Source organism: Sphaerothrix gracilis Ecp01 (assembly GCF_030405905.1).
Lineage (GTDB): Bacteria > Cyanobacteriota > Cyanobacteriia > Phormidesmidales > Phormidesmidaceae > Sphaerothrix > Sphaerothrix gracilis.
Genome location: NZ_JASATW010000008.1, coordinates 1 through 26,364, shown reverse-complemented (window position 1 = coordinate 26,364; position 26,364 = coordinate 1). Strand labels below are relative to the sequence as shown.

25 protein-coding genes are annotated in these 26,364 nt (G+C 52.9%); 10 read left to right on the top strand and 15 right to left on the bottom strand.

Features of this window, described 5'->3' with window-relative positions; all coding sequences use genetic code 11:
- Positions 1–14: 14 nt before the first annotated feature.
- From QJQ48_RS10395 to QJQ48_RS10385, 3 genes are all read left to right on the top strand, one after another.
- Positions 15–671 (top strand): hypothetical protein, encoded by a 657-nt coding sequence (locus tag QJQ48_RS10395; protein ID WP_346291163.1) that lies wholly within the window; start codon positions 15–17, stop codon positions 669–671.
- Positions 672–673: 2 nt separating this feature from the next.
- On the top strand, positions 674–2,236 hold the full coding sequence (locus tag QJQ48_RS10390; RefSeq protein WP_346291162.1) for a tetratricopeptide repeat protein: 1,563 nt from the start codon (positions 674–676) through the stop codon (positions 2,234–2,236).
- Positions 2,237–2,328: 92 nt separating this feature from the next.
- On the top strand, positions 2,329–2,565 hold the full coding sequence (locus QJQ48_RS10385; protein WP_346291161.1) for a type II toxin-antitoxin system Phd/YefM family antitoxin: 237 nt from the start codon (positions 2,329–2,331) through the stop codon (positions 2,563–2,565).
- 221 nt (positions 2,566–2,786) lie between these two features.
- Here QJQ48_RS10385 and QJQ48_RS10380 read toward each other — a convergent pair whose 3' ends face one another.
- Positions 2,787–3,020 (bottom strand): helix-turn-helix domain-containing protein, encoded by a 234-nt coding sequence (locus QJQ48_RS10380; protein ID WP_346291160.1) that lies wholly within the window; start codon positions 3,018–3,020, stop codon positions 2,787–2,789.
- Positions 3,021–3,223: 203 nt separating this feature from the next.
- Between QJQ48_RS10380 and QJQ48_RS10375 the strand changes: the two genes are divergently transcribed.
- Positions 3,224–3,403 (top strand): hypothetical protein, encoded by a 180-nt coding sequence (locus QJQ48_RS10375; protein WP_346291159.1) that lies wholly within the window; start codon positions 3,224–3,226, stop codon positions 3,401–3,403.
- A gap of 288 nt (positions 3,404–3,691) precedes the next feature.
- Here QJQ48_RS10375 and QJQ48_RS10370 read toward each other — a convergent pair whose 3' ends face one another.
- The 3 genes from QJQ48_RS10370 to QJQ48_RS10360 all read right to left on the bottom strand — a co-directional run bounded on the left by QJQ48_RS10370 (position 3,692) and on the right by QJQ48_RS10360 (position 7,698).
- Positions 3,692–5,707 (bottom strand): putative bifunctional diguanylate cyclase/phosphodiesterase, encoded by a 2,016-nt coding sequence (locus QJQ48_RS10370; protein WP_346291158.1) that lies wholly within the window; start codon positions 5,705–5,707, stop codon positions 3,692–3,694.
- 205 nt (positions 5,708–5,912) lie between these two features.
- Complete coding sequence (locus tag QJQ48_RS10365; RefSeq protein WP_346291157.1) at positions 5,913–6,806, bottom strand: metal ABC transporter permease; 894 nt, start codon at positions 6,804–6,806, stop codon at positions 5,913–5,915.
- 151 nt (positions 6,807–6,957) lie between these two features.
- On the bottom strand, positions 6,958–7,698 hold the full coding sequence (locus tag QJQ48_RS10360) for a metal ABC transporter ATP-binding protein (protein ID WP_346291349.1): 741 nt from the start codon (positions 7,696–7,698) through the stop codon (positions 6,958–6,960).
- Between the two features lie 135 nt (positions 7,699–7,833).
- Here QJQ48_RS10360 and QJQ48_RS10355 point away from each other — a divergent pair, with 135 nt between their 5' ends.
- A complete protein-coding gene (locus QJQ48_RS10355; RefSeq protein WP_346291156.1) occupies positions 7,834–8,781 on the top strand; it encodes a metal ABC transporter solute-binding protein, Zn/Mn family in 948 nt (315 codons plus the stop codon).
- Here QJQ48_RS10355 and glgA read toward each other — a convergent pair.
- Positions 8,778–10,247 (bottom strand): glycogen synthase GlgA, encoded by a 1,470-nt coding sequence (gene glgA, locus QJQ48_RS10350; protein WP_346291155.1) that lies wholly within the window; start codon positions 10,245–10,247, stop codon positions 8,778–8,780. The two genes, QJQ48_RS10355 and glgA, sit on opposite strands and share 4 nt — an antisense overlap.
- 135 nt (positions 10,248–10,382) lie before the next feature.
- Positions 10,383–11,393 (bottom strand): tryptophan--tRNA ligase, encoded by a 1,011-nt coding sequence (gene trpS, locus QJQ48_RS10345; RefSeq protein WP_346291154.1) that lies wholly within the window; start codon positions 11,391–11,393, stop codon positions 10,383–10,385.
- 308 nt (positions 11,394–11,701) lie between these two features.
- On the opposite strand from trpS, the gene QJQ48_RS10340 reads away from it, so the two are divergent.
- Complete coding sequence (locus QJQ48_RS10340) at positions 11,702–12,004, top strand: hypothetical protein (protein ID WP_346291153.1); 303 nt, start codon at positions 11,702–11,704, stop codon at positions 12,002–12,004.
- Between the two features lie 103 nt (positions 12,005–12,107).
- On the opposite strand, the gene ureC is transcribed toward QJQ48_RS10340, so the two are convergent.
- The 6 genes from ureC to QJQ48_RS10310 form a co-directional block, all read right to left on the bottom strand.
- A complete protein-coding gene (ureC, locus tag QJQ48_RS10335; protein ID WP_346291152.1) occupies positions 12,108–13,817 on the bottom strand; it encodes an urease subunit alpha in 1,710 nt (569 codons plus the stop codon).
- 114 nt (positions 13,818–13,931) lie between these two features.
- Entirely contained in the window at positions 13,932–15,497 is a 1,566-nt protein-coding gene (locus QJQ48_RS10330) for a hybrid sensor histidine kinase/response regulator (RefSeq protein WP_346291151.1), read from the bottom strand.
- 14 nt (positions 15,498–15,511) lie between these two features.
- Positions 15,512–18,085, bottom strand: coding sequence for an ATP-binding protein (locus tag QJQ48_RS10325; protein WP_346291150.1), 2,574 nt, complete (start codon positions 18,083–18,085; stop codon positions 15,512–15,514).
- Positions 18,086–18,171: 86 nt separating this feature from the next.
- Positions 18,172–18,732 carry a YHS domain-containing (seleno)protein gene (locus QJQ48_RS10320; RefSeq protein ID WP_346291149.1) on the bottom strand — a complete coding sequence of 187 codons (561 nt, stop codon included), beginning with the start codon at positions 18,730–18,732 and terminating at the stop codon, positions 18,172–18,174.
- Positions 18,733–19,247: 515 nt separating this feature from the next.
- Complete coding sequence (locus QJQ48_RS10315; RefSeq protein WP_346291148.1) at positions 19,248–20,180, bottom strand: hypothetical protein; 933 nt, start codon at positions 20,178–20,180, stop codon at positions 19,248–19,250.
- Positions 20,181–20,285: 105 nt separating this feature from the next.
- Positions 20,286–20,996, bottom strand: coding sequence for an endonuclease III domain-containing protein (locus tag QJQ48_RS10310; RefSeq protein ID WP_346291147.1), 711 nt, complete (start codon positions 20,994–20,996; stop codon positions 20,286–20,288).
- Between the two features lie 123 nt (positions 20,997–21,119).
- On the opposite strand from QJQ48_RS10310, the gene QJQ48_RS10305 reads away from it, so the two are divergent.
- The 4 genes from QJQ48_RS10305 (at position 21,120) to QJQ48_RS10290 (ending at position 24,441) form a co-directional block, all read left to right on the top strand.
- Positions 21,120–21,575: a pentapeptide repeat-containing protein gene (locus QJQ48_RS10305; protein ID WP_346291146.1), complete on the top strand. Its 456-nt coding sequence runs from the start codon at positions 21,120–21,122 to the stop codon at positions 21,573–21,575.
- Between the two features lie 181 nt (positions 21,576–21,756).
- Positions 21,757–22,239, top strand: a complete 483-nt coding sequence (locus QJQ48_RS10300; RefSeq protein ID WP_346291145.1) for a hypothetical protein — start codon at positions 21,757–21,759, stop codon at positions 22,237–22,239.
- A 21-nt stretch (positions 22,240–22,260) separates the two neighbouring features.
- A complete protein-coding gene (locus tag QJQ48_RS10295; RefSeq protein WP_346291144.1) occupies positions 22,261–23,043 on the top strand; it encodes a DUF4058 family protein in 783 nt (260 codons plus the stop codon).
- Between the two features lie 120 nt (positions 23,044–23,163).
- Positions 23,164–24,441, top strand: a complete 1,278-nt coding sequence (locus tag QJQ48_RS10290; RefSeq protein WP_346291143.1) for a phospholipase D-like domain-containing protein — start codon at positions 23,164–23,166, stop codon at positions 24,439–24,441.
- Positions 24,442–24,458: 17 nt separating this feature from the next.
- Here the strand turns inward: QJQ48_RS10290 and QJQ48_RS10285 are convergent, their stop codons facing one another.
- From QJQ48_RS10285 to QJQ48_RS10275, 3 genes are all read right to left on the bottom strand, one after another.
- Positions 24,459–25,049 (bottom strand): sulfite oxidase-like oxidoreductase, encoded by a 591-nt coding sequence (locus tag QJQ48_RS10285; RefSeq protein WP_346291142.1) that lies wholly within the window; start codon positions 25,047–25,049, stop codon positions 24,459–24,461.
- A 247-nt stretch (positions 25,050–25,296) separates the two neighbouring features.
- Positions 25,297–25,686, bottom strand: coding sequence for a VOC family protein (locus tag QJQ48_RS10280; RefSeq protein WP_346291141.1), 390 nt, complete (start codon positions 25,684–25,686; stop codon positions 25,297–25,299).
- A 163-nt stretch (positions 25,687–25,849) separates the two neighbouring features.
- On the bottom strand, positions 25,850–26,364 hold a 515-nt coding region (locus QJQ48_RS10275), incomplete at its 5' end, for a hypothetical protein (RefSeq protein ID WP_346291140.1).

Below are 26,364 nucleotides of genomic sequence, written 5' to 3'. Positions count from 1 at the left end.
CCCCACCAGCGCTCATGCAAAAGATCAAGCTCTTTTTGGCCTCCTCTTCAGAACTCAAGGGCGATCGCGAGCAGTTTGAGATTTTTATCTACCGCAAGTGCAAGAGCTGGTTTGAGCGGGGCATTTTTCTGCATTTGGATATTTGGGAGGATTTTCTGGATGCGATGTCGGCGGGGGGGTTGCAGAGTGAATACAACAAGGCAATCCAGGGCTGCGACATCTTTGTGCTGCTGGCGTTTAACAAGGTGGGCAAGTATACGGCGGAGGAGTTTGGTAAGGCGTTCGGCCAGTTTTCCCAGACGCAAAAGCCGTTTATTTTCACCTATTTCAAAACGCCACACACGACGACGAACCGCGAAGACTTGCAGAGCCTCTGGGCGTTTGAGGACAAGCTAAGCGAGCTAAAGCATTACAAAACGGAATATTACTCGATTGAGGGGCTACGGGAGCATTTCGGCAATCAGTTGGACAAGCTGGCGGCGAATGGGTTTATTCAGCTCAGTCCTGATGGGGGGCCGTCGACGGTGGAAGAAAGTAGGGATAGGGCAGGTGCGCGGGCGGCGGTATCTGGAACAGGAAATAAAACCTATCAGAACGTCGAAGGCAGCACGATTACAGACAGCTCTAAGACCTACAACATTGATAAAATCGACAGCGCTCGGTTTGAGTGAGTATGGGCGATATCAAGACTTACAAGATTGGCAATATTGAAAACGCTCAGTTTTTCACCCAGTCGGCGGATTATCAAACCCTGACCAAGCGGATTGCGGAGAAGCGAGAATATGTCGAGTATCTGCAATCAACTGGAAAAACGGAAAAGGCGCTAAAGGCTGGGGCGGAACTAGAAGACCTGGAGCAGCAGCTAGAGCAGTTCAAAGAAAACGTTTTTCGCTTATACGAGACGTTTACCAAGATTGAGATCAATACCGAGCGGCTAGCCCAGGCGAAGGCCCACTTTGAGCAAGGCGAGTTTCGCGAAGCTGATGCGATCTTGAACGCGGAGGAGATGGGGCAAGATCTGGATCGCCTGATTGAACGCGACACTCAGCTTAATCAGGAAAAGGCGGAGATCGCCCAGAACCGAACGCAGATCGCTAATGAGTTTTTGATTAAAGCGCGGCTGTGGGCAACTTTTTACGAGCAGCCCAATCGCTATGAGCAGGTTTGTGAATATTTTGAAGCGGCGCTGAGGGCAGCCAGAACTACTGAAGCCGTTTTTGAGTTCGCTCTGTTCCTGCAAGAGCATAACGCTTTTGATCAGGCAAAGCCGCTCTATCAAGAAGCGCTGAAGACGTATCGCGCCTTAGCCGAGGAGAACCCGCGCACCTACTTGCCCGACGTCGCGATGACGCTGAATAACTTGGCGGTTTTGCAAAAGGCCCAAAATGAATTGGCTCGCGCCGAGGAAAACTACCAGGAAGCGCTACAGATTCGTCGCGCCTTAGCCGAGGAGAACCCGCGCACCTACTTACCTGACGTCGCGATGACGCTGAATAATTTGGCGGTTTTGCAACAGGCCCAAAATGAGTTGGCTCGCGCCGAGGAAAACTTCCAGCAAGCGCTGAAGACGTATCGCGCCTTAGCCGAGGAGAACCCGCGCACCTACTTGCCCTATGTGGCCACGACGCTGAATAATTTGGCGGTTTTGCAACAGGCCCAAAATGAATTGGCTCGCGCCGAGGAAAACTTCCAGGAAGCGCTACAGATTCGTCGCGCCTTAGCCGAGGAGAACCCGCGCACCTACTTACCTGACGTCGCGATGACGCTGAATAATTTGGCGGTTTTTACAAAGGCCCAAAATGAATTGGCTCGCGCCGAGGAAAACTTCCAGGAAGCGCTACAGATTCGTCGCGCCTTAGCCGAGGAGAACCCGCGCACCTACTTACCTGACGTCGCGATGACGCTGAATAATTTGGCGGTTTTGCAAAAGGCCCAAAATGAATTGGCTCGCGCCGAGGAAAACTTCCAGGAAGCGCTACAGATTCGTCGCGCCTTAGCCGAGGAGAACCCGCGCACCTACTTGCCCGACGTCGCGATGACGCTGATCAACTTGAGCATTTTTTATTTACAGGCTAAGCCTGACAAAGAAAGATCTGTTTCGTTAGCTGTAGAGGTTCTCAACATTTTTCAAGATTTTCAGCATGTTCATATGGTGCAGCGTTACGCTGCCGCTGCTCTTCAAGTTTTGCAAGCCAACGGCGTAGAGTTACCCCAACCAGATTCAGACAATCAGTGAGGGGGTTGACAATGCCAAATCCTCACAGCTAATAGCCCTGAAACGTGAGAATAAGCAGGTAGTTGCCCAAATTTGTCATGCGAGGTGTTTTTATGATGAACGTAACTGTTGATGAGATCCAGCAAGATCTACTGAAATACCTGCGCCAAGTAGAAGCCGGTGAAACGATTGTCATCGTTCGATCCAATCGGCCAATTGCCGAACTGAGGCCGATCGTCAGCCATAAGCCATTACGACCATTTGGGTTATGTGCAGGCGAGTTTACCGTTCCGGATGATTTTGACGCTCCCCTGCCAGAGGATCTTCTCAGTGCATTCGAGGGACGATGAGGATTATGTAGGATTTTCCAAACCATACCTAGCTTGGAAAATTCTACAGACCAATGGCATAAATTCACCCCAATCAGATTCAGACAATCCGTAGGGGTTTGGCAATGCCAAATCCTCCCAGTCAACAGCCCTGAAACGTGAGAATAAATAGGCGATCGCCAAACACCCCGCCACACCACAATCCGGTGCGTCACCGCTGCGCGTGACACACCCTACGTCAGCTAGGGATCTTCAGGCTGTCCTAGATAAAGTTCAACAAATGCCTTTGCCGCACCTGGCTCAATTTGGTGCAGCGCATCTCGCAGTTGAATCACCATCTCCGCACCCGGATCGCGAATCTCATTCACCCAGCGATAGACATTCGCCCTGCCAATTCCCATCTTCACAGCCACCTGATTCTGGCTGATACCGTAGTCTTCTAAAACCTGCTTCAGCGCTTTCCCTGCACGTCCCATGCCCCTGATTCTGTCAGAGGCTCATAACCGCGTAAATGACACCGATTAGTCTACGTCGTGACAGGGTTAAATTGTAGACTAATCGGCAACACTGCTGTCGATCAAAATAGCGGCGTTGCCGAATACTAAAAGCCAGCACCCACAGTTTTCGAGGCTCGGTGTGCTGGCCTTAGCTCCCTATTTCATAAGGAGACCCATCAATTATGATCTATCAAACCCGCCTGCATCACTGGATCATCGTCCGCCTCGTGCCCCCCGTTCGCTGGATCATCGTTGGCCGCTTCCGCACCCGCTCCGATGCTGACGGCCACCTGAAGCTGCTGCGCCAGCGCATTCCCCACGTGCGCTTTGAACTCGTCTTTGATTTAGCAAAGGTGGTTTAGCGCTAATCTTTGACAGGCACGAAGAACTTCCGTTGTCTGTTCCGCAGCTTCCCTTGATGGGCACGGGGCGTACCCCTTTGCCCATCCTACGTACTATCGTTTGGGCTGAGCGATCGCGCCTTGTCATTTCATCTAATCTGTGTGAGGCAGTTGAGTTTAAGGGCGTTGCTGATTTCTAGAATGAATCAGATTTTCAAGGGCCTAGCGCTCCTGCGTTCCATCAATTCGTTCATCTCTCTTTTCAGCAACGCCTGTTTTCTTTAATCCTGTTGAGCTTATTGATAGAAATTAAAGCCATGCCTGCTCAACTTCAGCTGGCGGCTGTGGCTTGCTGAAGTAATATCCCTGCGCATACTCAATGCCGAAGCTTCTGAGCATCTCCATCTGCTCAGCAGTCTCAACTCCTTCAGCTACTACCTCTAAATTGAGGGCATGGGCGAGGGCCGCAACCAGCTGACAAATTTCTGGCATGGCCTCAGCACCTGAGATAAAAGAGCGGTCAATTTTGATGGCGTCAAAGACCCGCCACTGCAAACAACACAGCGTATTGCGACCTGTACCAAAGTCGTCTAAGGACAAGCGGCCACCTAATTCTTTAATTTGACTGGCAGCTGCTCGAATCTCGCCGATAGCGATGTCAGCCATCGAGGTTTCTGTAATCTCAAAGAAGATGAAGCCAGAACTAACACAATCCTGCTGGAGCACCTCTTTGAGAGCTGAAAGGAAGGCAGAGTGTCCTAAGTCATCGGTGCACAGATTGATTCCCATCTTGATTGGACGCTCTAAAGAACTCCATTTGGCTGCCTGGGCATAAGCCTTGCGCAGAACATAACGAGAAATGACATGGATCAAGCCAGAGCGCTCAGCTAGGGGAATAAAGAAATCGGGGTATAGACAGCCATGTTCAGGATGATGCCAGCGCAGCAGGGCCTCAAAGCCGACAATGGGCATGTTGGCTTGCTGCAAATCTACAATCGGCTGATAGTAGAGTACAAGTTGCTCCTCATCGATAGCTTGTCTCAGCGCCTGCTCCCAGTAATCCCGCTCGCGTATCCGAGAGAGAATAGCCTCATCAAACTGCATCACCGCAGGCATAGCGAGATTCTGCTTACGCGCTTGCTTCGCTTCGTACATAGCCGCATCTGCGCATCGAACAGCCCTTTCAGCTGAAGCACACTTCTCAACAGGTGCATAAACGCCCACAGAAGCTCCGAGCAGATATTCTTTGATGCCAATTTGAAGGGGCTGTTCGATGGCAGAAACGATACGTTGAGCAGTTGCGTTGGCAACTGAAGTACCATCATCCAAGATACGGTTCAGCAAAATGACAAACTCATCACCGCCCCATCTGATGACCTGGTCTTCAGGCCGCACAGTTGCCTGTATGCGCTGAGTCACCTCAACTAAGACAGCATCGCCAACTTTGTGGCCTGCTCTGTCATTGATGGCTTTGAACTTGTCAAGATCAATGAATAAAACGGCATCACAGCTATCTGTTTCGATGTCGTCTAGAGCACTACGGTTCAAAGCCCCAGTCAAAGGGTCAAGGTTAGCCTGCTGTCGCAACTGGGCTTCAAGTCGCTTGTAGTCGGAGATTTCGGTAAAGGAAACGACAAAGCCATCGTTGAGCTTAGAGGCACGGTTGCGAAACCAACGATTTTGATATTCTGCGCCTGCATACTCAAACTCATCTTCGATGGGGATACCTGTCTCAGTCACCCGACAATACGCCTCGAACAAGCCGTTATCTCGATGAGACGGGACTATCTCTAGCAAGCGCTCTCCGACTAAATCATCCCGTCCCACTAACGCAACGGCAGCAGAATTGAGCAGCGTGTAGCGAAAATCGACAATCTGATTGTCAGTATCACGAATGGCTTCAAAAACCATGAGGCCATCTAAGTCAGTTTCAAGGACAGTTTGCAATAGTTGGCGTTGTGATTCTGCCTGATCGAGTTCTGCAATGACATCTTCAGCTCGCAACTGAGCCACTTGCACTGCCCAAACAGCTCCCCAGGAGACAATAGCAATAGCCAGCTTGAGAGTGCCTTCACTCCAATAGTTAGAATGCCAGACATTCCAGGCGCTTAAGGCATGGCCCAGACCACAAAAGAGGATGAAGCCGTATGTAATGAGACGATACTTGCCTAACCAAGGCTGAGGATATTTTCTTAGAAAGACTGTGAGTTGAGCTGTGATAGCGAAGTAGGAAAGAGCGATAGCAAGGTCGGTGCTGACATGCAATGACGTTAGCCACGGATCCCAGAAGTAGCAGGAGCCGTGAGGCATAAGGGCGAAAGTCATAGATTCAGGGGGCTAATCTAGGTTTTTGTTAGAATCTTCCCAAAAACGAGCTTTTTTCCGAAGTCTTTCAACAGTATCAGCCATTTGCCGTAGAGGCTCTGCGACATTTAGCGGACAGACATGCGATCGCGCCCCGTCATTTCATCTAGTCTGCATGAGGCAGCTGAGTTTAGAGATTAGCCTGAATTCAATCAAGAATTATTCCCTACCGAAATAGCGACTTAATATCCCGCCAGAGGGGAAGCTGCACCGAGCGGCTCTGAGGCTGGGTCAGCAGGCCATAGCTAGGGCTAAGCAGCAGCGCCAAGAAAAACAGGCTAGAGGCCACGATCACGATCGCTGGCCCCGAAGGTAAATTGACGTAATAGCTCAGGTATAGACCGCTGACGCTAGAGACGACCCCAATCGCTGAGCCTAAAAACATGACCTGATGCAGTCTCGGCACCAGCAGATAGGCCGCTGCGCTAGGCGTAATCAGCAGCGACAGCACCAGCACCACCCCCACTGATTTCAAACTCGCTACAATTGTCAGGGCAATCAGCACCATCAGCCCAGAGTTGAGCAAGCTCACAGGTAGCCCTGCCGCCTGCGCCCCCAGCCGATCAAAACTGTAAAACAGCAGCTCTTTGTAAAACAAAAAGACGCACAGCAGCACCAGCGCCACAATCAGGGCCGTATCCCGCACATCTCCTAGCGTCACCCCCAGAATATTGCCAAACAGGAAGTGATTGAGGTCAATCTTGTTGTCTTTCTGAATCAGGGTGATTAGGATAATGCCGCTGGCAAAAAAGGCCGAAAACACAATGCCCATTGCCGCATCTTCTTTAACGGGCGATCGCGTATGAATTAGCGAAATCACAACGGTACTGATTACCCCGGCCACAAACGCCCCGACGTAAATGTTAGTGCCTAGCATAAAGGCGATCGCCAATCCTGGCAGCAGCGAATGGCTAATGGCATCTCCCAGCAGCGCTAGCCGCTGCACCATCAGATAGCTGCCCACCACTGAGCAAATTATCCCCACCAGCACTGCAACCACGAGCGATCGCTGCATGAAGGCGTACTGCAATGGCTCAGTCAAAGGCGCAATCCAATCCATAGGCTTCGCTTACTGTCTCAACTCTTGGCTCTTGGTAGGCAATGCCTACCCTACTGACGCGACCGGCCCTTGCCGAGGTTGGGTTTTGCTAGGCTCAACGACCAACCTACAAAAGCTCCAAATTTAGCTGTGCCGCGCCACTACGGCAAATCTACGCGGCCTGCGAGAAGAACTGCACCTGTCCGCCATAGGCTTTCATCATATTTTCAGTCGTGAATACCTGCTGGCGCGGACCGTAGGCAATTAGCTCTCGGTTGAGTAGTAAAAGCTGGTCGAAATGGGTAATGGATTCGCCTAGATCGTGATTGACCACCATCACGATCTTGCCTTCGCTAGCTAATTCACCAAAGATGCGGAACAAAATAGTTTCGGTCTTCTGATCCACACCCACAAACGGTTCATCAAAGAAAAACAGATCGGCCTGCTGGGCCAAAGCGCGGGCTAGGAACACCCGCTGCTGCTGACCGCCAGACAAAGCGCCAATCCGGCGATTGCGGAATTCACTCATTCCCACCCGCTCTAAGGCTTCAGTCGCAATCCGGCGACTTGGCACCGAAAAGCGATTGAACCAGCCGGACTGCTTCACCCGGCCCATCAGCACCACATCCCACACCGTTGCCGGAAAGGTCCAGTCAATCTGCGATCGCTGAGGCACATAGGCCGTTTGCGCTAGCTGATCCACTAGCAGGCGATCGCCATAATGCACCGTCCCCATTACCACCGGAATCAGACCCAGCATGGCCTTCACCAGCGTACTTTTCCCCGCTCCATTCGGCCCAAAAATGCCAACCAGCTGACCGGGCTGCACTGAAAAATTAATATTGCGCAGGGCTTGCAAACTGCGGTAGTTAACGCTGAGGTGATCAACAGCGATCGCGGCGCTATCGGCCATGAGGTAAATCTCCAGAATGCTCTCAACAGGGATGCCATAGACGGCACCATTAAATAGCGATCGCAATTATGAAACGATCATGAAAAGTATTGTACTCTAAAAAAATGAAAAGATTATGAAAGCGAGTTACAGTTCATGCGAGCATTCACTCATTGGGTCGCGGCTGGTTTAATAGCCAGCCTCATTGGTCTAGGCGGCTGCCAGTCATCAGGGGAAGAGTCAGCCGATGATCGGCCCGACGTCGTCTCCACCAGCACCATGATTACCGACTGGACGGCCCGGATTGGCGCTGATGAAATTGATTTAGTCGGCATTTTGGAGCCGGGGGCCGATCCCCATATCTACGAGCCTGTGCCAGCAGACAGCATCGCCTTTGAAGAGGCGGAGCTGATTCTCTATAACGGCTACAACCTAGAGCCAAACTTGATCAAGATTATGAATGCCGCCGGCATTGGGGCTAGAAAGGTTGCAGTAGGTGAAGTGGTCACACCGCTAGATTTTGACTACCAGGGCCGCACTGTCCCCGATCCGCATGTTTGGGGCAGCGCCGCTAATGTAGTTCAAATGGTGGAGATTATTCGAGACGAGCTGATTCAGCTTTCCCCGGCAGACGAAGCCATCTTTACTGAAAATGCTGCCGCTCTGATTGCCGAACTGCAGCAGCTCGACCAGTGGATCACGGCTCAGATCCAAACCATTCCCGCCGCTCAGCGCCAGCTCATTACGACCCACGATGCCTTTCAGTATTACACCGATGCCTACGGCCTAGAAGTAGCAGGCACCCTAATTGGCATCAGCACCGAAGAACAGCCCAGCGCCCGCACCGTGCAGCAGCTCGCAGAGTCTATTAGGCAGCAGGGCGTGCCTGCCATCTTTGCTGAAACTACTATCAACCCTCAGCTCATCACTACGGTCGCCGCCGAAGCCGGGGTCAAACTAGCCCCCACCGAACTCTATTCCGACTCCATTGGCGCTCCCGGCAGCGACGGTGACACCTACATCAAAATGATGGTGTCTAACACGCGGGCGATCGTGGAAAATCTGGGTGGGACTTACAGCCCGTTTTCAGCCACCTCACCCTAGGCGCGGATATGCTCGTAAACGCCTACATACTGCTTGGCAGGGTTATGCCAGGTATAGTCATACGCCATGCCCTGCAGCGCTAGCTGGCGGAAAAGCTCGGGGTTTTGGTCGTAGAGATCTAGGGAGCGGCCTAAGCCTGACTCTAGCGCCGTGTAGTCAGACTCATAGAACACAAAGCCGTTGCGTTCTGCCTGGGCGTGATTTTGGTCGTAGTCCCAGTCAAAGACGGTATTGATCAGACCTCCCACACCCCGTACAACAGGCACTGTGCCGTACTGCAGACCAATCATCTGGGTCAGACCGCAAGGCTCGTAGTTGCTGGGCACCACAATGATGTCAGCTGCTGCGTAGATTAGGTGGGCCAGTTCTTCGTTGAAGCTTAGCTCCAAGTGGCAGTCTGGATTTTCGTTGAGGAAGTTCTTTTCGTGCCAGAACCAATCGTTGATGCCCGGTTCTGTAGCCGATCCCAGCAGCACAAACTGCGCTTCTCGTTTCAGAGCGTAGTACAGGGCGTGATGGACTAAGTGCACCCCTTTTTGCTGATCTAACCGACCGATAAAGGCAATTAGGGGCTTGTCAGCCTCTTTCATCAGCAACTGTTCCCGCAATGCCTTCTTATTGAGAATTTTGTCTTCAAAGCTGTCTTGATCGTAGTGGAAGGGGGTATAGCGATCGCTGTCGGGGTTCCAAATCGTATCGTCAATGCCGTTGAGAATGCCGCCAAACTTGTAGTGATGGGCATCAAGCGTGGGCTGTAAGCCGCAGCCAATAGGGCTAAAGCGAGCTTCCCAGGCGTGATGCGGCGAGACGGTGTTGACGTGATTGGAGTAGACAATGCCTCCTTTCATGAAGTTGATGGCATCGTGATTGTTGTCCCGCAGCTTGTCTAAGCGGTAGTAATAGTCGTCGCGGTTAAGTCCTGTTGCCCGCAGCACCTCCGGCCCGCAAACGCCCTGATGCTTAAAGTTGTGAATGGTATAGCACACCCGCTGGTCGCCCATGCCGTGCCAGCCGTACATCTCAAACAGCATCACCGGAACGAGGCCCGTCTGCCAGTCGTGGCAGTGAATAATATCCGGGCGCTTGTTAGAGCGCAGCAAAAACTCCAGCGCGGCCTTGCTGAAGAAGGCAAAGCGCATCGGGTCATCTGGTGCGCCGTAGTAAATGCCTCGGTCGAAGAAATTGTCGCCAGAATGGGGCTGAATAAAGAAGCACAGCCGCCCATGTACCCAGCCGCAGAAGACCGAGCAGTGAATCGCGCCGCCATACCAGGGCACCGATAGATCGCGGTAAGCGTCATGCATGCCCCAAACATGGTCGTAGCGCATGTTGTCGTACATCGGCAGAATCAGCTCGACGCAGTGGCCCTGACTGTCTAGCTCGCGGCTAAGGCCGTAAACCACATCGCCTAACCCCCCGGCTTTAATCACCGGGGCACATTCGGAGGCAATCTGCACAATGTACATGGCTTCTCCCTGCTTAATATAAGTTCACTTATTATGTCTACATTCAAATAGAGGACTGGACATCTGACAAGAGCAGGGTATTGCGATCGCGGTTAGAAAAACTTATGACGCGATCGCAATACCGATCCCGCCTGACTAGAGCGCTTGAGAAAAGCCCAGTGCCGCTTTGACTTTAGTTAAGGTTTCCTGGGCGATCGCCTCGGCTTTTTCTTTACCCTGACGCAGCGTTGTTTCTAGATAAGCGCGATCGCTCATCAGCTCGTGGTACCTGTCCTGGATTGGCTTCAGCGCCTCCACTGCCGTCTCGGCCAGCAGCGGCTTGAACTGGCCCCAGCCCATGTCGGCGCATTCGGCGGCGACTGCCGCCTTAGTCTGATTTGATAGCAGCGTGTACAGCCCTAGCAGGTTGTGGCACTCAGGCCGCTCCGGGTTGTCAAACTCTAGGCCGCGACTGGGATCGGTCTTAGCCCGCTTAATTTTTTTAGTTATGAGCGCTGGCGGATCCAGTAGGTCAATGCGGCTCATCTCCGATGGATCTGACTTAGACATTTTCTTAGTGCCGTCGGTCAGGCTCATGACCCTAGCCCCCTCAGCTCGAATCTTGGGCTCTGGAATCTTGAGAATCGGAGCCTCTTCGCGGCCAAACTGGTAGTTGAGGCGAGCGGCAATGTCGCGGGTCAACTCTAAGTGCTGCTTTTGATCTTCACCCACGGGCACTAAGTCCGGCTCGTAGAGCAAAATATCTGCGGCCTGAAGCACCGGGTAGTCTAGTAGGCCAATGCTGACGTTTTCTCCCTGCTTGACCGCTTTTTCCTTAAACTGAATCATCCGCTCTAGCCAGTTGAGCGGCGTGATGCAGTTGAACAGCCAGGCCAGCTCGCTGTGGGCAGAGATGTGGGACTGGACAAAGATTGTGGCCTGCTGCGGGTCAATGCCGCAGGCAATGTAGGTGGCAGCCACCTGGTAGGTATTTTCGGCCAGCTTTTGCGGGTCGTGGGGGACGGTGATGGCGTGCAGATCGGCCATGAACAGAAAGCTGTCATAGGTCTGCTGCAGCTCCACCCAGTTACGAATTGCGCCGAGATAGTTGCCGAGATGAAGCTGCCCTGTCGGTTGAATGCCGGAGAGGATGCGCTGTTTACCCATAACAGTCCAGTAGCCCTTGAGTCTGCATGTTATTTTAGAGTTTTGTAAACCTGCTCAGCTGTTTTAGGCAGTTGCGTCAGCGTCGAGCCAGTGATTAGAAAATATGATTGGGTAAATTACCGTATGCTGAAAGCCTTAATCGGCAAGCACTTTAAGCCCTGTATGGGTAATATCACCACTAATTTTGTTCAAATATGGCTTTGCGCGATCGCTGAAATCGCTGTATAAACTCTGTGAAGATTCTATAAGAATTTGCCTCCACTTAAAAATCTGATTTTTTTGTTGTTACGCGTTTAGGATACGAAATTATGAATCACGCCACTGTTCAAGCCCCCGCCGATGCCCTGAGAGAAGCGATCGCGCTTGCGAAAGATCCCGCTAATGGCCAGCAGGCCCAGGCCCAGTTTCAGGTGGCCTATGAGCAGCTAGCCGCTAGCCAGCCGGAAGCTGCCGAGCTAATGCAGATGATGTGGAAAGAATATGTTTCAACCCAGCGATCGGCTACTTTCTGGCAGGAAATGTGCCAGGTAGAAAAGCACCTGTCCGAGCGCATTAGCGAAAATCACATTCAGCTTAAGCAAAACTACCTGCGTCTGATTCGAGAGCAGTAGTCTCTAGCCTCATGCCGAAGTTAGCCCAGGCAGTTGAGGCTGTCTGGGCTATAGCTTGTCAGCAGCGTCCCTCAGCGGGGCATACAGAACGAGCGATCGCCCGTCAAAATAGAAAGTACCGCTGCGCCATTGGCAGCACTTCAGCCGGTTCGCAGGTCAGCAGCTCGCCATCTGCCCGCACCTCATAGGTTTCTGGATCAACTTCCATGTGGGGCAGTGCTGCATTGAGCTTCATGTCGGCCTTGCTGAGATTGCGACAGTTTGACACCGCTACCGCTGGCTTAGAAAGGCCAATGTCTGCCGCGACCCCTGCCTCAGCCGCCGCCTGGGACACAAAGCTGAGAGAAGTCGCCGCGATCGCGCCGCCATAGCTGCCAAACATAGGTCGCATGTGGACTGGCTGGGGGGTAGGGATACTGGCATTCGGGTCGCCCATCTGGGCCCAAGCGATCACGCCGCCTTTAATCACAATTTCTGGCTTAACGCCAAAAAAGGCAGGTTTCCACAGGCAGATATCCGCTAGCTTGCCGGCTTCCAGAGAGCCAACATAATCAGCAATGCCGTGGGTAATCGCCGGGTTAATCGTGTACTTAGCGATGTAGCGCTTGGCCCGGTGGTTGTCATTGCGATCGCTGTCTGCCGCCAGTGGCCCCCGCTGCACCTTCATTTTGTGAGCCGTCTGCCAGGTGCGAATGATCACTTCTCCGACTCGGCCCATGGCCTGCGAGTCGGAGGCAATCATGCTGAAGGCACCCAGATCGTGCAGGATATCTTCAGCGGCGATGGTTTCGCGGCGGATGCGAGATTCAGCAAAGGCAACATCTTCTGGAATGCTGGGGCTGAGATGGTGGCAGACCATCAGCATATCCAGGTGTTCATCTAGGGTGTTGCGGGTATAGGGCCGGGTGGGATTGGTCGAGGAGGGCAGCACGTTGGCTTCGCCGCAAACCTTAATAATGTCCGGGGCGTGACCACCGCCTGCGCCCTCGGTGTGATAGGTGTGAATCACCCGGTTTTTGAAAGCGGCGATGGTGTTTTCTACAAAGCCTGCTTCGTTTAGGGTGTCCGTGTGAATGGCTACCTGCACGTCAAACTCATCCGCTACGCTGAGACAGGTATCGATCGCCGCTGGCGTAGTGCCCCAGTCTTCATGCAGCTTGAGGCCCATCGCCCCGGCCCGTACCTGCTCGGCTAGCCCTTCTGGCTTGGCGCTGTTGCCCTTGCCCAAAAAGCCTAAATTCATCGGAAAAGCATCCGCCGCCTGCAGCATCCGCCAAATATTCCAAGCGCCGGGGGTGCAGGTGGTGGCGTTCGTGCCCGTGGCTGGCCCGGTGCCGCCGCCCAGCATGGTGGTGACGCCAGAGGCGATCGCCGTCTCGATTTGCTGCGGGCAAATCAGGTGAATGTGGGAATCAATGCCCCCCGCCGTCACAATCATGCCCTCGCCAGCGACCACCTCAGTTGCTGGCCCAATAATGATGTCAACGTTGTCTTGAATGTAAGGGTTGCCGGCCTTACCAATCTGCTCAATTTTGCCGTCTTTGATGCCAATATCGGCTTTGACAATGCCCCACCAGTCCAGAATCAGCGCATTGGTAATCACCATATCTACCGCGCCGTCCGCCCGGGTAATCGGCGACTGGCCCATCCCGTCCCGGATCACCTTGCCGCCGCCAAACTTAACCTCATCACCGTAAGGGGTATAGTCCTGCTCAACTTCAATAATTAGCTCGGTATCGGCTAAGCGAATGCGATCGCCTACAGTTGGCCCAAACGTCTCCGCATAGGCGCGGCGATCCATGCGATAACTCATGCAGCACTCCTTCGAGGATAAGCTAGCCGCCACTACTCTAGAGCAAGCTTTTGCCGCTCATAGTCACACGGCGTACATTCCGCCCCATTCTACGCCCAATTGCCTACCTCTCGGCTAATCGTGCAGCTTCTTAAGACCCAAAACGCCCTGTTGGGCACCCGATCCCGTCAGCAACTCCTCCTCTCGCTCAACACCTCTGGCCCCATCACCTCCCCGTGTTGTCACCGCCTCTCCGCGTCCCCGGATGTCCTCTTGCTCCAGCTTCCCCTGCTCCAGCGGCACCTCAATCACAAACATGGCCCCTTGACCCGGCGCGGAAACACAGCGCAGCTCACCCCCATGCTGATCGACGGCAATCTGATAGCTAATTGAAAGCCCCAATCCGGTGCCTTTGCCAATTTCCTTCGTCGTGAAAAACGGATCAAATAGCTTTTGCTGGGCTGCAAGCGGCACGCCCGGCCCGTTATCGGCGATATAGACAGCCACGCGGCGATCGCCCGTCAGCTGAGTCCGAATCCGAATCGTTGGCTGTTTTGCCAATTCCAGGGCAGTCGCCGCTGTAAGCCGAATTTCTTCTAGCGCATCAATAGCGTTGGAAACCAGATTCATAAATACCTGGTTGAGCTGACTGGGATAGCACTCGACTAGAGGCAGATCTCCATATTCTTTAATCACTTCAACCGCTCGCTGAGAACCATTGGCTTTGAAGCGATTTTGCAAAATCATTAGCGTGCTGTCTAGCCCCTCATGAATGTTGACCCACTTAAGTTCGGCTTCGCTGTGGTGAGAGAAAGTTTTCAGCGATCGGACAATTTCGCAGATCCGGCCAGCCCCCACGTCCATCGAAGTAATTAGCTTCGGAAAGTCTTCCGCAATGAAGTCTAAATTAATGTCCTCAATGGCAGCCTGTAAATCTGCAGGCGGCGTCGGCAGCACTTGCTGATAGCGTTCGATCAGCGCTATCAGGTCAGCCGCGTGGGAGCGAGCATGTTTCAAGTTGCCATAGATAAAGCTGACCGGGTTGTTGATTTCATGGGCAATCCCCGCTACTAGCTGCCCTAAACTTGACATTTTCTCCTGCTGAATTAGGTGGGTCTGCGTTAGCTGTAGCTGCTTCAGCGTTTGCTGCAGCTCATTAGAGCGCTCCCGCTCCCGCGCTTCTGATTGGCGCAGAGCCGCTTCTACTGCCAGCCGTTCCTGAATCTCCTGCTGGAGCTGCTGGTTTTGCTCTTTCAGCCGCGCAGACTTGTCCAAGAGCTGCTGCTGAAGCTGTTGGAGCTGTACCTGATGGTTTACCCGCGCTAAGACCTCTTCGATGTGAAACGGTTTGGTGATGTAGTCAGCCCCGCCAATCTCAAAGGCTTTAAGCTTGTTTTCGGTATCACTCAGCGCGCTGAGAAAGATGACCGGAATGTGGCGCGTCCTGGGCATCGACTTGATTTGCTGACAGACCTCAAAGCCATCCATCTCCGGCATCATGATGTCTAGCAAAATTAGATCGGGCAGCACATCAATGGCTCGCAGCGCCATTTTGCCAGAGAGGACGCCTCTGACGGAGTACCCATGAGCCTTGAGAGCTTTAGACAGCAGCTTGACGTTGTTGGACTTGTCATCTACAACCAGAATATTGGCTGCAGTCCCTGAATCATCGAGTGGCATGAGAGAGGTTGGCGTTTCCATAAGGAGGGAAGATTTTAAATTAGCTTATCCATCGAATAGCTAGAAACCGGGGCAATTAGAACTCTCGTTGCTTCTAGAATAGCCTCGTAAGCAAAACGCTCATCTAGTGCCTTGAGCGCTGAAATCAGGGCCTTCTCAGCCACCGGAATTTGACCAATCAGCTCTGCGATCGCGTTGCTATCTGCTAGCCCTGCAGCCTGATGCAGTTTCTCTATCCATGCCATCGGCATCTGTCGCAACCGCTTGGGAACTAGTTCAGGGATAGCATCCGGCGACATTGCCAGGGCATCTGTCTGAGGTAGCGTTTGGTAGAGATAGCGGATATTCAGATACTCACTCATCTTTTCTAGAATCACCTGACGCTTAAACGGCTTATGCAAAACGTCATCACACCCTGCTTGCAAAATTTCTGCTTGGCTTCCCGCAAAGGCACTGGCCGTCAGCGCAATAATCTTCGTCGAGGCCGCCTCCGCTGCTCCCTCTAGCTGCCGGATCCGCCGAGTCGCTTCATAGCCGTCCATCACGGGCATCCGCATGTCCATCCAAATTAGGTGAGGTCGCCAGCTCTGCCAAACGGCAACCGCCTCCTCACCATTGCCGACTTCGCGCGGCTGTAGGCCCACATTTTTGAGCAACTGAGTCAGCAGGAGTCGGCTCAGGCGATCGTCTTCCACCACTAGAATGCGGTAGGGCTGCTGATTGGGGGCAAGCTTCACTGCAACTGGCTGAGACGGCATAGCAGGCGCAGACGTTGACTGGGACATGGCTGACTCCGCTTGAATGTAGAAACAAAAGGTTGTGCCTTCGCCCAATCGACTGCGGACGTAAATTTCTCCAGCCAGCAGCTCAACAAAGTATTTGCAGATAGTCAGGCCCAAACCTGTTCCTTCTGTAGCCTGCCGACCACATTGACCCTGCTTGAAGGCGTCAAACAGATGAGGAATGTCCGGGGATGCAATGCCTACCCCTGTATCACTCACTTCAAACCAAAGCTTTTGCTGCTGGGGAGTAGTCTGAAGATCCGGCGCTTCGGCCCAGGCCCGTAGCGTAATTTGTCCCTGTTCCGTAAACTTGACGGCATTGCTGAGCAGATTTAGCAAGATTTGGCGCAGCTTACGCTGGTCAGTGCTAATCCGGCGGGGCAGACTGGGTGATTGCTCTAAAACCAGCCTGAGTCCTGCGGCTTCTGCTTTGAGCTGCAGCATTTTTTCGAGCGTTTCTAGCAAATTGAGCAGGTCAAAGTGGGCCACAGTGATATTGGCCTTGCCAGCCTCAATCTTGGCCATATCTAGCACATCGTTGATTAGATCTAGCAGATGGCTACCGCTAGCATTGATAATATCAAGCTGCGATCGCTGTTCAGCTGTCAGCGACAGATCCTGGCCCATGAGCTGGGTAAATCCCAAAATTGCATTTAGGGGTGTACGTAGTTCATGGCTCATATGAGCGAGAAACTGCGACTTTGACTGGTTAGCCACTTCAGCCTTGATTTGCGCCTGCTTAGTGGTTTCAATCTGCACCTGAATCTGCGACGCCATTGACAGAAAGGTAGTGCCCAGTCGGCCAATTTCATCATCTCCCTGGGGCAGTTTAGATTGCTTCACCGCATGACCGGCGGCGACCTCGCGCATACCCTCTGCTAGCTGCTGCAGCCGACTAATGAGCTGATGAGCGCTTTGCACCTGATAGACAACGAACCCCAGCAAAACTGAAAAAGCTAGGCTAAAAACCGTAATTGCCTGCAGCTTGGAAACCTGCTGTTGCCGAATTAGGTGATTAGCCGTTTCTTCAAGGAGATAGTTTACAACCTGCTGATTTTGCACCAGACTGGGCAGGATTTGATCAAACTGCAGGGCGCTATCTGAGATTGTCAGCTCTAGCTCAACCGTATCGCTGATGAGCCGTTCTAGCAGGTCATAGTAGCGAGCCGTATTTGCTAGCAGACTTTGCTGAGTTTCTGGCGGCAGCGGCTTCTCTCGGATCGCTGTTTGCAGACTGGCAGCCTGAGCTAAAAGCTGCTCAGCCAGCTTCATGTTGAGGCTGGCGCTAAAGTCTTGAGTGTAGAGCTGCAGCTGGGTGAACTTCAGCATGAGCTGCTGATCGGCCACAGCAGTCAGATCCGCCTGGATCTGCTGTTGCAAAGCGGCCAGTTCGTTGAGCAGTCCGGCTTCATCGCCTAATCCCATACGCTGTAGGATTGTCAGCGTCAGCATGACGGCGTTTTCGTATTGCTGCAGGTTTTTTAGCAGCACTGTCGTGTTGTCTACAAGAGCCGTATCTTCACTGGTTTCAATCAGGTGCCGGGCTAGGAATCGAACTAGCTGTAAGCGCTGCTGAAAGGAATCAAATGCAGCAAGCTGGTGCTGCCGGACAATGCCGGACTCTTCTTCTAGACGCGCCGTCAGCAGCTCACGCTCTAGCCGCGAAAATTGCTGTTGAACATCGAGTAGCTCAGCCTGCTGGGCTAAAATTTTGTTGGTTCTGGCTTTACCGCGAAAATCCAAGAGCGCCAGCGCCGCTGTCAGGCTGAGGGCGACAACAGCCAGTAGAGAGAACTGGCGGGCGAGTTTAAGTCTTTTTCGCCTCATTGGCGCGATCGCCTCCACATAGTCCAGACAACAGAAAACGGCTGCTTAAGCGCTAACGGTGTGCAGTCTGGAAAAACTATCACTGTTTAGCCAAGCTGCTCTAGTTCTGCAGGAGTTTTATCTCGGATACGGGGCCAGTTGCTGTTTACCTTTGCGAGATTACCACTTTCATCTTGTAAAAACTTGTCTTTAACCTCCGGATTTAGAAAGACATAGAGCTGCCCGTCGTGAAGCAGCCAGGTATTAGGATCGCCGTCAAACTTTTTAGCGAGTACCACGCCAAAGGTGCAGTAGCCACCGTTAGCAGGGGCATAATCGGCGGGGGCGCTGGCAAATAAATTACGATTTTCGGCGCTGGTAAACTGCCAGACAGCACCTTCCCACTCAAAGGTGAATTCGGCTGATCCCATCACTGCCGTATTTTCAACGAAGTAGGCCACCGGATCATAGCCTCGCAAAGCCCGTCCCTGTTCGTCGAGATTGAGGTGAGGCAAGGGGGCGGTTTGAGTCAGCGTTGCGGCTAAGTTAGCTTTAGTTTCTGAGGGTATGGCTGGCGATGTAGAATTCACAGCTGACTGGCGGGTGCAGCTTGCAGCCATAATGATTAAAGCGCCTACTGTGAGGGCTGGGAAAAAACGCAGTTTCATTTTGCTTTTCTACTGAAATGAAAGCGACAAAAACTTAAGTTCAAACTGACCTGAATATTTCAACTGGTAGACTGAAATACTTACTTAAAACTATCCGAAACTGGCACTGATCCGGTAGAAGCGGCCAAATGGGTGGGGCATCGACAGCATAGCTAATAGCGGCCAAGCACAATTACCTGAGCTTAATAAGCCAGTTAAAAATTACGCAGTTCAGAGTTCAAAACAGCAGTAGGAGGGATAAGATCTCTCCTGCCCGCCCTGGATCAGGGGGTGGCGACAGCCGGGGGGATCTGACGAGCCGTTAAAACCTCGTCAAGTGCGTAATTCTGCCAGTTTCTAGCAACCGCTTCATCAGCTCACAATGCCAATGGTCATCTATCAGGAATACGTTTGCCCACCATCTTAGAAGAGTCTTGCCTGAGATTTCCTTTCTCGGACAGGGCTATATAGAAGATTTACCTAGCTAATCGGTTCGGTGAATTTTTCATGCCTATCGCCAGCTATCAGGCAACATCCTAACAGCCCTTAGGCGGATACCAAACGCGAGGTCCCTGATCGGGCAGGCGCCATCGCATCCAGCCCTCCTGCGTCCGCGCCCCCGGCAGAAAGTCGCAGCCGTTGACGGGCTGCGTCACGCGCACTTGCATCCAGTCGCCTTCAAACAGTAAAGGAACGATGAAGCTATCATTACCCACGGAACTCACGAGCGGCTGGCTGGTGTCGGGCTGCGATCGCAGCGCATAGGCAGCCCCCTGATTGCGGAAATAGACCCAGCCCACCTCTAAAAATCGATCTTCCCATAGCTCCACCGTCAGCTCAATATCCCCCAGACTGAGATGAGAGCTGTGGGCCCACACGGTGCCCGCGCTGCTGTACTGAAAGCGGAACCAGCCGTCAGGGCGCATCTCGACCACCGGAAAAGAAAAGAGGTCGTAGAAGGTTTGCAGCATGGTAAAAGAAGCATCTCGACCAATGGCAATCGGCTCATAGCCGTTAGGCACCAGCCAGCCATTGACAATCCAGCCCCAGTGCCGGCCTTCGGGAGATTCGTAGAGCGGAATGGCCACTTCACTCAGCCAGCCCGCCCCCCGCAGCGGACTTTCAATCCACTCGCTGGTTTCAAAAAACTCTAAATTGCGGGGACGCAGGTGACCAACGCCTATATCCTGCTCCGGTTCTGGATGAAGCCCCACAATCCCGGACGATTCTGGCCGAAAAACATTGGGCAGAGCATCGGGTAGGGGTGGCACCGCCGGCGGTAAAGAAGCTGCCTGGGCGATCGCGCAGGCAGAAGTTGGTTCAGCCTTAGCCGCCTGACAGCCCCCTGCTGGCGCTGCTACACCTGCAGCGCTAATCGGTATGAGTGAGCCAGCAGCCAGCGTTACCGATAGCGTCAGGCTTCCAAGCTGTCTGAGGGCTTCTTCCCAACGGTCTAATTGCAAAAACATGGAACGGCAAGCCTTAAAAAGTAAAAAGACGTTTGGTTGTGTATGTATCACCTAACACTTTTATTCATAGTAAATCGGGAGTATTCAGTGATTTTTGTAAAGCCTTTATATTTCCAGAGTTTGCCCATATTGGCACAAATCCAACAGGGGACAGCGATCGCATTGGGGGCGGCGGTAGTGACAGCACTGCTGGCCATGGAGCATCAGCACCTCATGATTGTCGTAAACCTGCTGGGCTGACCAGTGATCGGGCAGCTGCGCTTCTAAAACCTGATGGGACGGCCCCACCGCCAGCTGTTCAGGAATCAGACCTAGCCGCAAAGCCACCCGATGGTGATGGCTATCTACGGGCAGCGATCGCCGCCGCAGCGTGCTGAAGGCCAGCACTGCCGCACTGGTCTTAGGCCCAACGCCCGGTATAGATTCCAACCACTGCCGCGCGGTTGGCACGGGTAAATCAGCTAAAAAGTCTAACGACAGCGGTTCGCCCCGCTCTTGGGTAATGCGCTGGAGTACAGCCTGAAGGCGAGGCGCTTTTTGCTCCGGCCAGGTACAGGGGGCGATCGCCTGTTGAACTTGCTCAGTGGGGGCATCGCGTACAGCTTCCCAAGTGGGGAGTGCCTGTCGTAGCTGCCGGTAGGCTTGACCAGACTGGGCGTTACGGGTGCGGTGAGAGAGCAGCGCCGATATCAGTTCGCTCAGTGGATCTAAATTGTGAAAATAGGCAATGGGACAGCCATAAACCGCACAGAGTCGCTGATGCACCTGCACCAGCTTAGCGGTCTGCTGCTGATTGGCTAATAAGTCAAGCTGCAAGGGTCAGTTCTGCGCGGTAAACCTGCTTATAGCCTAACGAAAACAAGGAAAAGAACGGCGTTAGCATGAAGAATAAACGTTGACCTGACTATGCTGAAATCTCTATTGACTATCTTAGTTGCGATGTTATGGCTAATAGCCGCTCCCCTCGCCCTTGCCTCATCCGACTATCCGCCGCCGCCGTCCTACAGCAATGCCCTGCTGCAGGGACAAGACTTTTCTGGGCAGCAGCTCCGCACTGCCGAGTTTTCTAATGCCAACTTAGAATTTACCGACTTCAGCAATGCCGACATTCGCGGGGCGATTTTTAGCGGCTCTACCGCCACTGACACCAACTTTAAGGGAGCAGACTTAACCAATGCCATGCTCGATTTTGCCGCTTTTACCCGCGCCGACTTCACCGACGCAGTTTTAGTAGAAACGCTGTGGCTCCAGTCTTCATTTGACCAGATGACAATTGCGGGGGCTGACTTTAGCGACGCTATTTTAGACGGGGTACAGGTTAAAGAGCTGTGCGCGATCGCCAGCGGCACCAATCCTCAAACGGGCGTCACCACGCGGGATTCTCTGGGCTGCTAGGGGAAACAGCAGATTCTAAGAATCGTTACGGGTCACCAGCAAAAAGAGCGGATTGAGCTGTGATCAAGATATAGGCCGTGTTTACCCCAGGTGCTATCAGCCACCTCGCTACAGGCAGATCCCTGCTCAGTAACCTGTCTTTTACACTGTTTAAGCCGATTCAGATCGTAACTTAGCTCCTATGATGAAAAAGCTCATTTTCCTGACAATCGCCACTTTGGGTCTGGTCGGTCTACCAGGATGGGCCTTAGCCCAAACGGAAACGCCTGAGACCGCCCTCAATAGCTGTCAGATCGATCCCGCTAGCCCCAACGCGGTGCAGCAGCAGCGGGCCTTGATTGGCGCTAAGAATTTGGCGCGCCGCGCCGCTGAGCGAGCCAATGGCGGTTTACAAAACTACCGGGCTGAACCGGCCATGCACGGCTCAGTCATTGTCGATAGCTTTCCCTGTCAACAGCTTGGCCCAGAAACTTTTCGCTTTGTGTTTCGCGGCGGCAGTCCGCTCGAAGTTGCGAGCGGCGATTACTCGGTCGTGAGCGTCGTGCGGATCGAAAATGGCATCGGCAGCGCAGTCGATATTGATTTAGAGTTCAACGGTTCTTTTGCTGACTACCGCCAATATCGCGCCGTCAACCCTGAACAAGACCTGATTGTGTATCAGTAAAACACCTGGGCCAGCCCCCATATGCCATCTCCTTTCCCAGGGATGAATCCCTATCTAGAACATCCTGACTTTTGGTCTGAAGTTCACAGCCGCCTGATTGTGGCGATCGCAGACGCGATCGCCTTGCCGCTGCGGCCGCACTACTACGTCGCTGTAGAAAAGCGTACTTACACAGCAGAAGCAGATGACAGTGTTCTAGTAGGGATTCCAGACGTATCGGTATTCTCTAAACCGGACAGCCGCCCAGCAGAGACTACCCCGACAGCCACGCTGCCAGCAGCATCCCCGCTGACCGTGACTTTGCCAGCCGCTGCCGAGATCCAAGAGCGCTACCTAGAAATCCGGGAGGTTAAAACTGGGGCCGTGATCACGGTGCTGGAGCTGCTGTCACCCAAAAACAAACGACCTGGCGCAGGACGTGATGCCTATTTGAGCAAACGTCACCAAATCTTAGCCAGCTTGACTCATTTAGTCGAAATTGACCTGTTGCGAGCAGGTAAACCCATGCCCATTCAGGGCAGTCCATCCGCTAGTGATTTTCGGATTTTAATTAGCCGCAGCGACGATCGCCCGCAGGCAGATCTCTATGCGTCTAGCCTACGTGAGTCAATTCCTATTTTTCCGCTGCCGCTGAAGTCAGGGGACTCAGAACCATTGCTAAATCTCAATGACTGTCTCAACGGCGTTTATGAACGGGCCGGATTTGATTTGCGGATTGACTACAGCCAAGCAATTCAGCCTGCTGTGTCTGCCGGAGACGAGGCATGGGTAAACGACCTGAAGCAAAATATTTCTTTTGGCTAGCACATAATCCGCTGTGATTCAGTAAGGTGCAGGCATTGCTTGGCGATCGCGTTGGCTATGAGCCTCCATTTAAAAGCCAAGTAGGAGATTATAAAGACCTGTAGGCCAGAGGAAGCCGAAGTGATTTTAGGATGGTTGATCGGGATTGTTGGCGCTTTAGCTTTGGCCGTCCTGCTGGTGCTCTATTTTCGCGGCGCCTTCCGGCGGCAGCCGAGCTATACATTGCAGCACGTTCCTAGCCCTCAAGATCAGCACTTCATGGCTGCGATCGCCAGCCTATCTGACTCGATTGAGCTACCGGGGCAAATCACTCATTTTTGGTCTGACATTGCCACAGTTCAGGCCGAGCGGCTCAAGGCTATTCGCAGTGCCCGCCATTCCATTCAGTTTGAAACCTACATCATGACCCCCGGCAAGCGGGCTGATGACTTTGCCGCCGCCCTGATTGATCAGGCTCAAAAAGGGGTAAGGATTCAGCTCGTGATTGATAGCTTCGGCGCCCGATCGCTACCCCAGCGCTACTGGCAGAAGCTGCGGTCAGCCGGAATTGCCGTCCGCTTTTTCAACTCGTTTAGCTGGCGATCGCCCACCGATTTTTTGGCTCGCAACCACCGCAAGCTGCTGCTGATTGACCAGACGAAGGCTCTGGTCGGCGGGGCAGGCATTTCAGATATGTGGGATGGCGTCGAAAATGGCGAAAGCGAACCCTGGCTGGACACAGAGGTCAGCATTGTAGGCCCGGTGCTTACCCGACTACGGGGTATTTTTTTACAGCACTGGCTAGATTCTGGCGAGAACGCAGATTTAGCGATGGAGGACTGGCCAGCAGAGACGGCAGCCGAGGGTAAAACGCTGCTGATCACCGCAGGGGAAGACCCCAGCTATCGCGGCTCCTCTATTCGCGCCCTGATTCAGCTCTATGCGCTCTCCGCCCGGCAGCGGTTGTGGATTGCCAGTCCCTACCTGCTACCTGACAAAAACACCCGCCAAATTTTGATCAAAGCGGCGCGGCAGGGAACTGACGTGCGTATTTTGACGATGGGATCTCTTAGCGATAAGCCCTATGTTTACTACGCGTCTAGAGAGCTATACGGCGAGCTGCTGCAAAACGGCATCAAAATCTATGAATATCAGCCCAGCATGATGCACGGCAAGCTGATTTTAATTGATCAGGACTGGGTGAGCCTGGGCAGCGCCAACCTCGACCCGCGCAGTTTTTTCCATAACGATGAGTTAAACTTCTCCACCGCCCAGCCGCTGGTCATCCAGCAGCTAGAGCAGCTTTTTCTCCAGGCATTTACTAAAAGCCAGCTAATTGAGCTATCTACCTGGCGATCGCGCTCTTTCTGGAAAAAGCTCTATGGCCGCTGCAGCCTGCTGATCTACTGGCAGCTTTAGCCTTTCGAGGGCAAGGCTTAGCGATCGCTGTAGCGCTCTTCGGCCCAGGGTTCACCCCGGCGGTGATAGCCATTGCGCTCCCAGAAGCCGAGGGGCTGTTCTGCCAAAAACTCCAGGCCATTAATCCACTTGGCGCTTTTCCAGGCGTAGAGATGGGGCACCACTAGGCGCATAGGGCCACCGTGTTCAGCGGGTAGCAGCTGATCAAATAGGGTATGAGCAAAGAAGTTTTCTGGTCGAACAAAATCTTCTAGGGTCAGATTGGTGGTGTAGCCGCCGTAGCAGTGCTCCATCACGTGCACAGCCTTAGGATCAACCTCAATCTGCTGCATAAAGTCGGTCACCTTGACGCCGCGCCATTGGACATCAAGTTTTGACCAGGTGGTAACGCAGTGAAAGTCAGCCGTAAACTCACTTTGGGGCATTGCCATAAAGTCGTCCCAGGTGAAGGTTTGGGGCGCTGCCAAACCGCTCACCTCAAACGACCAGTCAGTCGTATCAACTTTGGGGGTATCGCCATAGGTCAGCACCGGAAAGCCATTAGTGAGGTGCTGTCCGGGGGGGACGCGATCGGCCAGTTCCGGCCCAGGCTTGGTAAAAAATTTCATAGGGCAGAGAGAAAAGCAACAGCCAGCTATATTAGAACTCTACTGCACTTTCCAGCAGGTTGAGGGTATGGTATAAGCAGCCAACCGCCGTTTTCTCAGCTTTGAAGAGTTTATTACCTGGGTGCCCGAAGACGGTTGGTTTCGGAGCAGCGGCTTGAATCGGCTATTTTTCCAGATCTGGGGCTGACTGTAGATGAAATCTTTCAGGCCGCTGCTGTTTAGCTGATTGGACGCTCAGACGGATAGCCTAAACGGTTTTATAGCTAATCACTGAAAGCGTGGCCCCCTGGGGATCTTGAATCAGGGCGAAGCGGCCAACCTCAGGAATGTCCATCGGCTCAATACAAACTTTGCCACCCAAATCTAGCGCTTTTTGAGCTGAGGCATCGACATCATCAACCGTGATGTACAGTCCCCAGTGAGGTGGCATATCTGCGGGGGCGTCTGGCGGCGTCTGCATCATGCCGCCAATGTCCTGCCCGTCAAGGGAAAGCACTGTGTAGTCAACACCGTTGACGGGTCCCTGTTTCATCTCCCAGCCAAATAGCGTCTGATAAAACTGCTGGGCGGCAGTCACATCTGAGGTTGTCAGCTCATACCAGCTCAGGGCACCGTGTTGCTTGAAGCGATCGCTCATAACCCAGTCCTCAAAGAATGAACAGGCTCATCTTAGTTCGCATGTACTAAGAAAGAATTAACTCTGAGCAATCTTTATAGGCTGTTACAACCGTAGACAAGCTTTAGAGGGTGCGTCACGCTGCGCTGACAGCACCCTACCGTATTTTTTGAGGCTCACTTGTTTAGTTGACTCGCTCTCTCACAATCCGAATTCCTTCCCAAGCAGGCATATTTCCTTTTCGTCTTTCATCGAGAAGTACAAAGAACACATACAGTTTAAGGGCCGAATTACTGTTTTTCTCACACTCACGTACTCTTTTAGAAACATCAGTCTGCGATATACTAAATCTCTTCAAGAATCTTTTGTTGCTGAGAGCGCGTTGGTTGATTGACAGTAACAAATCCCAAATTATGGATGTTAGAACAGAATAGGCTCTAATTTTTTCAAAGTCCTTACTAGTTGTTAAATCGCGGTCACGGGCAAGGGCAAGGTCACGGGCAAGGTCACGGGCAAGGTCAAGGGCAAGGTCAAGGGCACGGGCAAGGACAAGGTCACGGGCAAGGTCAAGGGCAAGGTCAAGGTCACGGGCAAGGGCACGGTCACGGTCAAGGTCACGGGCAAGGGCAAGGTCACGGGCAAGGGCAAGGGCAAGGTCAAGGTCAAGGGCACGGGCAAGAGCACGGGCACGGTCAAGGG